This window comes from Hydrogenophaga sp. 70-12 (genome assembly GCF_001897365.1).
GTDB lineage: Bacteria > Pseudomonadota > Gammaproteobacteria > Burkholderiales > Burkholderiaceae_C > Hydrogenophaga > Hydrogenophaga borbori.
This window is the reverse complement of the sequence record NZ_MKSS01000280.1, coordinates 8,686-16,932: the sequence shown is the minus strand read 5'-3', so window position 1 is coordinate 16,932 and position 8,247 is coordinate 8,686. Positions and strand designations below refer to the sequence as shown.

Below are 8,247 nucleotides of genomic sequence, written 5' to 3'. Positions count from 1 at the left end.
GTGTAGAGGTTGGCCGCCGCGAACACGTCGGCCCAGAAGGGGCCGAACTGGTTGACGTAGTTGTTGTAGGGCTCGTTCTGCTTGACCACCGTGCCGATGACCGAGGCGATGCAGATCACCGTCAGCAGCGACACGGCAAAGCGCATCGACGACAGCAGCTCGACCCAGTCGCTCAGGCGCCGCGGGGCGGAGCGCAATTCCAGGCCTTGGGTGGAGACGGTCATGGGAGAAACACGTGGGGGCAGAAAAAAAGGCGCGTCCCGTACGGACAGCGCCCTATCAGATGGCATTCATGGCCGGCGGTTCAATTCATCGAGCGACGGGGCCGCATTGTGGGGCCAAACATCACTTGGTGCTTATATCCCAGGCGGGCCGAAGGGGCGCGGCCAGGGCCGCGCCACGCGCTTCAGCGCAGACCGGCGATGTAGTCGGACACCGCCTTGATCTCGCGGTCGGTCATCTTGGCGGCCACGCCGGCCATTTGCGGGTTGTTGGCGCGCGAGCCGTCGCGGAAGTGGCGCAGCTGCGTTTCGGTGTATTCGGCGTGCTGGCCGGCGATGTGCGGGAACTGCGAGGGAATGCCCGCGCCGTTCGGGCTGTGGCAGCCCGCGCAGGCGGCGATGCCGCGGTCGGCCAGGCCGCCGCGGTAGATGCGCTCACCCAGCTTCACCAGTTCGGCATCGGAGGCAAAGCCCTCCTTGGCTTTCTGCGAGGCCAGCCAATAGGCGATGTTGCGCATGTCGTCGTCGGACAGCGAGGCCGCCATGCCCTGCATGATCGCGTTCTTGCGCTTGCCGGACTTGTATTCCTGCAGCTGCTTGATGAGGTACTCGGGATGCTGCTGCGCAAGCTTGGGATTGGCCGGCGTGGTGGAATTGCCGTCCGCCGCGTGGCAGGCCACGCACACGGCGCCATAAGAGGCGGAGCCCTTGGCGAGGTCGGGCTTGGCCGACTGCGCGTGCGCGCTCAGGGACAGGGCGGCGGCCGCGGCAGCGACCAGGAGGGAGGCATGCAATTTCATGTCGGGCTGTCGGTGCGGTCGACGAATACGTGGGGCGCCTGGACCCCGTTCGGGGCGCTCGGCTGGACAAAACCCGCGGATTTTACAATGCGCTCCCAAACTGGCTCCCAATGACCCACGACCTCACTGCGGACCCCGGCCGCGACCCACGACTGGCGAACGGCTGGCTGCACACCGCCCGCTTCCTTACCACCGCCCCCCAACTGGAGCATCTGCCGGCCCTCGAGGTGCCGGAGATCGCCTTCGTCGGACGCTCGAACGCGGGCAAGTCCACCGCCATCAACACCCTCACCCAGCAAAAGCGCCTGGCTTTCGCCTCGAAGACGCCTGGGCGCACGCAGAGCATCAACCTGTTCTCCCTGGGCAAGCAGGGCGCCACCGACGCCGTGCTGGCCGACCTGCCCGGCTACGGCTACGCGGCCGTGCCGCGCGAGGCCAAGATCCGCTGGCAGCGCGTGATGGCCAACTACCTGCTCACCCGCCCCAACCTGGTGGCGGTGGTGCTGCTGGTGGACCCGCGCCTGGGCCTGACCGAACTCGACGAGGCCCTGCTGGAGGCCATCCGCCCGCGCGTGGAGCAGGGCCTGAAGTTCCTGCTGCTGCTCACCAAGGCCGACAAGCTCACGCGCACCGAGGCCAACAAGGCCTTGTCGATCGCCAAGCTGCAGTCGGCCGGCGGCGAAGCGCGGCTGTTCTCCGCGCTGAAGAAGCAGGGCCTGGACGAGGTGGCCATGCTGCTGTGGCGCTGGACGCATGAGCCGCCCAGCGGCGCCGCCCCCGAGGCCGACACCGACGAGCCGGACGAGGTGGCCTGAAGGCCGCGACTAGAACAGATAGAAGGGTGGCGCGCCCGGCGGGCGCGTCTTGAACCGCTTGTGCACCCAGTAGTACTGCTCGGGCGCCTCGGCGATGAAGCCTTCGAGCCGGCGGTTCATCTCGGCGGTGTCGGCGGTCACGTCGCCTGTGGGGTAGTCGGCCCAGGGCGAATGCACCGTGACCTCGTAGCCATCGGGCACCAGCCGCGCCGTCACCGGCACCACCTGCGCGCCGCCCAGGCGCGCCAGACGCGGCAGCGAGGTGAGCGTGGCCGCCGGCACGCCGAAGAAGGGCACGAAGACCGCGTCGCGCTCGCCATGGTCCATGTCGGGCAGCAGGTACAGCGGCAGGCCCTCGCGCAGGGCCGTGGCCAGGGCGCGCAGGCCCTGGCGCTTGCCCACCACGTGCGGGTTGCCGAAACGCTGCCGGCCCTCGGCCATCCAGCGGTCCACGTCGGCGTTGAGCTGCTCGGCGTACAGGCCGCAGAAGCGGCGCGACAGGTGCGCGGTCAGCGCCGTCCAGCCGGCGTCCATGCCCACGAAATGGGGCGCGAAGATCACCGTGGGCGCCTGGCCCTCCAGGGCCTCGAGGTCGCCGCGCAGCAGCAGGCGGCGCTTGACCACGTGGCCGGGGGCTTCCCACAGCCAGCCGCGGTCCAGCCAGGCCTGGGCGAAGAACACGAAATGGCGCCGGATGGCGGCGTCGCGCTCGGCCTCGGAATGGTCGGGAAAGCAGGCGGCCCAGTTGGTGCGGGCGATGCGCCGCCGCCGCGTGGCCACCACGTGCAGCAGGCTGCCCAGCGCCCAGCCCAGGGCACGCACCCAGGGCAGCGGCAGGCGCGCCAGCAGGCGCATGAGGCCCAGGCCCAGCCGGTTGCTCAGCCGTGCCGGCGGTCCGGTGTCGGGGGCGGGCGCGGGGGACGGGGTGGAGGTCGGCATCAGCGCGGCGGCTTGTAGCGGTCGTACGACCACAGGTACTGGGCGGGCGATTCTCGCACCAGGGATTCCATGGCCGCGTTGACGGCGGCGGCCGCGGCCTGCGGGTCGGCCGGCAGCGGCTCGGCCAGCGGCCGCACGTGCACCACGTAGCCCTGGCCCCAGGGCAGGCGCTCGCCCCAGCTCAGCAGCACCTGGGTGTCGCCCGAGCGCGCCAGCCGGGCCGACAGGGTCATGGTGTAGGCCTCGCGCCCGAAAAACGGCGCCCAGGTGCCCAGGCCCTTGGGCGGCACCTGGTCCGGCAGCAGGCCCACGGCCTCGCCCGACTTCAGCGCCTGCACCAGCTGGCGCACCCCCGACAGGGTGGTGGGCGCCGTGCGCAGGCCGGGGCGCTCGCGCGAGTGGTCCACCAGCGCGCGCAGCCAGGGTTGGCGCGCGGGACGGAACAGCACGGTCATGGGCCGGCGGGCGCCGAAGCGCGCGGCGTAGGCCTGGGCGGTGATCTCGAAGCAGCCCAGGTGGGGGGTGAGGAACAGCAGGCCGCGCCCGGCGGCCGACGCGGCCTCGATGTGCTCGGCGCCGTCCCAGCGCACCGGCGCCGGCGCGCCCAGCCACAGCCGGGGCAGTTCGGCGACCAGCTTGCCGGCCTCGGCCACCGAGCGCCAGGCCACGCCCGGCGGCATGCCCGCCTGTCGGGCGTTGGCCAGCAGCCGCCGCCGGTAGCGCGGCGACAGCAGGAAACTCAGCCAGCCCAGGACCACCCCCGCGCCGTGCAACAGGGGCAGGGGCAGGCGGCTGCCCAAGGCAAACAAAAGACGGATCAGCGTGACCAAGTGGGGGACGCCAGCGGGGCCGGCTGAACTAGAATCGCCGGATCGCCGAGTTGATGAACTGATTGCGGGGCGATTCACAAATACCGCTAAAGCGTTCGCCGACTTCTGACAGACCGGCAAACGCCGATCCGACAACCTCAGGAGTTTAAATGGCGAGCGACTTCCTCTTCACGTCCGAATCCGTGTCCGAAGGCCACCCCGACAAGGTGGCGGACCAGATCTCCGACGCCATCCTCGACGCGATCTTCGAACAGGACCCGCGCAGCCGCGTGGCCGCGGAGACCCTGACCAACACCGGTCTCGTGGTGCTGGCCGGCGAGATCACCACCAACGCCCACGTCGACTACATCCAGGTCGCGCGCGACACCATCAAGCGCATCGGCTACGACAACACCGAATACGGCATCGACTACAAGGGCTGCGCGGTGCTCGTGGCCTACGACAAGCAGTCCAACGACATCGCCCAGGGCGTGGACCACGCCTCCGACGACCACCTCAACATCGGTGCCGGCGATCAGGGCCTGATGTTCGGCTACGCCTGCGACGAGACGCCCGAGCTCATGCCCGCGCCGATCTACTACGCGCACCGTCTGGTCGAGCGCCAGGCGCAGCTGCGCAAGGACGGCCGCCTGCCCTTCCTGCGTCCGGACGCCAAGAGCCAGGTGACCATGCGCTATGTGGACGGCAAGCCGCACAGCATCGACACCGTGGTGCTGTCCACCCAGCACTCGCCCGACCAGAGCGAGACGCCCACCAAGATGAAGGCCAGCTTCAACGAAGCCATCATCGAGGAGATCATCAAGCCGGTGCTGCCCAAGGAGTGGCTCAAGGACACCAAGTACCTGATCAACCCCACCGGCCGCTTCGTCATCGGCGGCCCGCAAGGCGATTGCGGCCTGACCGGCCGCAAGATCATCGTCGACACCTACGGCGGCGCCTGCCCGCACGGCGGTGGCGCGTTCTCGGGCAAGGACCCGTCCAAGGTGGACCGCTCGGCCGCCTACGCCGCACGCTACGTGGCCAAGAACATCGTGGCCGCGGGCCTGGCCAAGCAGTGCCAGATCCAGGTCGCCTACGCCATCGGCGTGGCGCGCCCCATGAACGTGACCGTCTACACCGAAGGCACCGGCGTCATCCCCGACGAGCAGATCGCCCAGCTGGTGCAGGAGCATTTCGACCTGCGCCCGAAGGGCATCATCCAGATGCTGGATCTGCTGCGCCCCATCTACGCCAAGACCGCCGCCTATGGCCACTTCGGCCGCGAGGAGCCGGAGTTCACCTGGGAAAAAACCGACAAGGCCGCCACGCTGCGCGCCGCGGCTGGGCTCAAGTGAGCCCGGCGATCGCGCCGCGGTGTGAGCAAAAACCCCGCAGCGCCGGCCTGAAGTAAGCCGAAACGCCTCACATACAGCCCCGCCGGCGAGAGCCCGCGGGGCTTTTTCGTGCGGAAATGCGCTGGAAACACCCCGCTATTGCTCGGCGGGCTGGCTGAATTTTTCCGTTCGGCGTCCGATATCCACCGGCAAGGACCCCTTTTTTCCGAGCCAACCGTACCGGAGCCTTCATGGAGATCGACCTGCCCCTCACCGGCCCCGCCGGCGACAGCGCCAGCGCCCAGTGCCTGTTCGACCAGGCGCCGTGCGGCCTCGTCGCGCTGGACGCCGAGCTGCAGTGCCTGCGCGCCAATGGCACCCTGCTGCGCTGGCTCGGCCATGCCGACGCGCCCGCGCAGGCCCTGGCGGGGCTGTTCGAACCGGCCGACCACGGCAGCCAGCAGCAGGCGCGCCTGCACCTGGACCTGCTGCGCCAGACGGGTGAGCCGCAGACGCTGGACGTGAGCCTGCGCCGCGCCGACGGCAGCGTGTTCCGCGCCCGCCTCAGCTCCACGGCCGTGCGCGACGCCGATGGCCATTTCCTGCACAGCAGCAGCCTGGTGATGCCCGCGCCCGAACCCGTGGCGCCCGCGGCCGCCGCCTCGCCCGCCGAGGCGCTGTTGCGCGGCGTCATCGACCGCGTTCCCGCGCGCCTGGCCTACTACGACAAGGACCTGATCTGCCGCTTCGCCAACCTGGCGCACGCGGCGCGCTATGGCAAGCGACCCGAGCAGGTGGTGGGCTCGCACCTGAGCGAGGTGGTGCGCCCCGATCTGCTGCCCGAAATCCTGCCGCGCGTGGCCGCCGCCCTCAGCGGCGAGCGCCAGAGCTTCGAGGCCGAGCGCCTGGACGCCGCCGGCCAGCGCTGCTACTTCGAGATTCACTACATCCCCGACCAGCAGGGCGACGAGGTCAAGGGCCTGCTGATCGAGCTGCACGACATCAGCGAGCGCCGCCGCACCGAGGAGCTGGTGCTCCACGCCAACCGCGACCTCGAGGACCGCGTGCGCGAGCGCACCACCGAGCTCTACGAAAGCGAGCAGCGCTACCGCCTGATGGTCGATGCGCTGCAGGACTACTGCATCTACTTCATCGACGACGCCGGCCGCATCACCGAATGGACCGAAAGCGCGCAGCGCCTGCACGGCCACCCGCGCCCGCAGATCCTGGGCCAGCGCTTCGACACGCTGATGAGCAGCGACAACGCGGGCGAGGACGAGGTCGACGCGGGCCAGGTGCTGCGCCTGGCCAAGTCGCACGGCCAATGGGAGTCGCGCGGCTGGCGGCTGCGCTCGGACGGCTCGCGCTTCTGGGCCCACACCGTGGTCACCGCGCTGCGCAACCAGCAGGGCGAGCTGCGCGGCCTGTCGTGCATCACGCGCGACATGACCGCGGCCAAGAACCTCGAGGACGTGATGAACGACCTCAACCGCGAACTGGAAAAGCGCGTGGCCGAGCGCACGCGCCAGCTGGTGGCCGCCAACAAGGACCTCGACGTCTTCTCGCACATGGTCTCGCACGACCTGCGCGCGCCGCTGCGACACATCAGCAGCTTCACCAGCCTGCTCAACGAGCAGCTCGGCGAGTCCGACGAGCCCATGGTCCAGCAGTGCCTGCAGTCCATCGGCAAGTCGACCAAGCGCATGAGCCAGATGATCGAGGGCCTGCTGGAGTACGCGCGCCTGGGCCGCGTCGCCATCGAGTCGCAGCCCGTGCCGCTGAGCCCGCTGCTGCACGGCGTGGTGGCGCACCTGCGCCAGGAGAACGCTCAGCGCCAGATCGAGTGGGTCATCGACCCTGATCTGCCCATGGTGCGCGGCGATGCCATGCTGCTGGCCCAGGCCTGGGGCAACCTGCTGGACAACGCGGTGAAGTACACGCGCAAGCACCCCAAAGCGCGCATCGAGGTGGGCTGCAAGGTCAACCCGGTGGGCGGGCACATGTTCTACGTCAGCGACAACGGCGCCGGCTTCGACCTGGAAAAGGCGCACAACCTGTTCGTGATGTTCCAGCGCCAGCACCACTCGATGGATTTCGAGGGCAACGGCACCGGACTGGCATTGACGCAGCGCATCATCGAGCGCCACGACGGCCGCATCTGGTGCGAGACCGCGCCGGGCCGCGGCTGCACCTTCTACTTCACCCTGCCCTTCGACGGCGCGGAGCCTGCCCCGGCGTTCACCGTCTCGGCCATGGCCGCGCTGGCGGCCTGAGCGCCTGCCCCCACGGGCAGCGGCCGGGATAATCCCCGGCCATGCCCGCTTCCCCCTCCCTGTTCGACCTCGGCGCGCGCACGGCCCTCGTCACCGGCGCCGCGCGTGGCCTGGGCCGCGCCATCGCCGGCGCCCTGGCCGCGCACGGCGCGCGCGTGTGGCTGGGCGGGCGCGACGCGGCCGCCCTGACCGCGGCGGCCGAGGCCATCGGCCCGAACGCCCGCGCCCTGCCCTTCGACGTGTCCGACCACGCGGCCGCCAGCGCCGCCGTGGCGCGCGTGCTGGCCGAGTCCGGCCGCCTGGACATCGTGGTCAACGCCGTGGGCCAGCGCCGCCGCGAACCGCTGCAGGCCTTGCCCGCCCAGGCCCTGCGCGACATGCTCGAGTCCAACCTGGTGGCCGCCTGGCACCTGTGCCGCGAGGCCGCCGAGCCCATGCGGCGGCAGGGCCACGGGCGGCTGATCAACATCACCTCCATCGCCGGCCCGCTGGCGCGCGCCGGCGACGCGGCCTACACCACCAGCAAAGGCGGCCTGGAGGCCATGACGCGCGCGCTGGCGGCCGAACTGGGGCCGCATGGCATCACGGCCAACGCCATCGCCCCCGGTTACTTCGCCACCGAAACCAACGCGGCCATGGTGAACGACCCGGGCGTGGCCGACTGGCTGCGCCAGCGCACCTCCGTCGGCCGCTGGGGCCGGCCCGAGGAGATCGCCGCCGCCGCGGTGTTCCTGGCTTGCGACGCCGCCAGCTACGTCACCGGCCAGGTGGTGGCCGTGGACGGCGGCTACCTCGCGCACTTCTGAGCGCCGCCGCGTGGCGGCCCCGCCACGCGCGCCGCGCGTTCGATCACCAAGGCGTCGCGCGGCGCCATCCACCCCCCGTTTCCGACCTTTATCCCCTTCGACGGCGGCCGATTCTCCGCAGCACAGTTCCCTTCATTTCTAGGAGCCGCCATGCGTGTGAATCTCCCCGTGTCGCAGCGCGAGTACCCACTCGCCGAACGGATGACGCTGCTGTCCACCACCGACACCGACAGCCGCATCACCTACGTCA

The 8,247-nt window shown here is 70.4% G+C and carries 8 protein-coding genes; 4 read left to right on the top strand and 4 right to left on the bottom strand.

Going from position 1 to position 8,247, the window contains the following annotated elements; translation table 11 throughout:
* A partial coding sequence (locus BGO22_RS15525; RefSeq protein WP_286851587.1) for a cytochrome c biogenesis ResB family protein occupies positions 1-224 on the bottom strand: 224 nt, incomplete at its 3' end.
* 182 nt (positions 225-406) lie between these two features.
* Entirely contained in the window at positions 407-1,021 is a 615-nt protein-coding gene (locus BGO22_RS15520) for a c-type cytochrome (RefSeq protein WP_070399172.1), read from the bottom strand.
* 110 nt (positions 1,022-1,131) lie between these two features.
* Here BGO22_RS15520 and yihA point away from each other — a divergent pair, with 110 nt between their 5' ends.
* Positions 1,132-1,836: a ribosome biogenesis GTP-binding protein YihA/YsxC gene (gene yihA, locus BGO22_RS15515; protein ID WP_204744262.1), complete on the top strand. Its 705-nt coding sequence runs from the start codon at positions 1,132-1,134 to the stop codon at positions 1,834-1,836.
* 9 nt (positions 1,837-1,845) lie between these two features.
* Here the strand turns inward: yihA and BGO22_RS15510 are convergent, their stop codons facing one another.
* Positions 1,846-2,775, bottom strand: coding sequence for an LpxL/LpxP family acyltransferase (locus BGO22_RS15510; RefSeq protein WP_286851585.1), 930 nt, complete (start codon positions 2,773-2,775; stop codon positions 1,846-1,848).
* Positions 2,775-3,605, bottom strand: a complete 831-nt coding sequence (locus BGO22_RS15505) for a lysophospholipid acyltransferase family protein (protein WP_204744261.1) — start codon at positions 3,603-3,605, stop codon at positions 2,775-2,777. Before BGO22_RS15505 ends, BGO22_RS15510 begins: the two co-directional genes overlap by 1 nt.
* A gap of 149 nt (positions 3,606-3,754) precedes the next feature.
* Here BGO22_RS15505 and metK point away from each other — a divergent pair, with 149 nt between their 5' ends.
* From metK to BGO22_RS15490, 3 genes are all read left to right on the top strand, one after another.
* Complete coding sequence (gene metK / locus BGO22_RS15500) at positions 3,755-4,939, top strand: methionine adenosyltransferase (RefSeq protein WP_204744260.1); 1,185 nt, start codon at positions 3,755-3,757, stop codon at positions 4,937-4,939.
* 230 nt (positions 4,940-5,169) lie between these two features.
* On the top strand, positions 5,170-7,191 hold the full coding sequence (locus tag BGO22_RS15495; RefSeq protein ID WP_204744259.1) for a PAS domain-containing sensor histidine kinase: 2,022 nt from the start codon (positions 5,170-5,172) through the stop codon (positions 7,189-7,191).
* 41 nt (positions 7,192-7,232) lie between these two features.
* Entirely contained in the window at positions 7,233-7,997 is a 765-nt protein-coding gene (locus tag BGO22_RS15490) for an SDR family oxidoreductase (RefSeq protein WP_204744258.1), read from the top strand.
* The last annotated feature ends 250 nt before the right edge of the window (positions 7,998-8,247 follow it).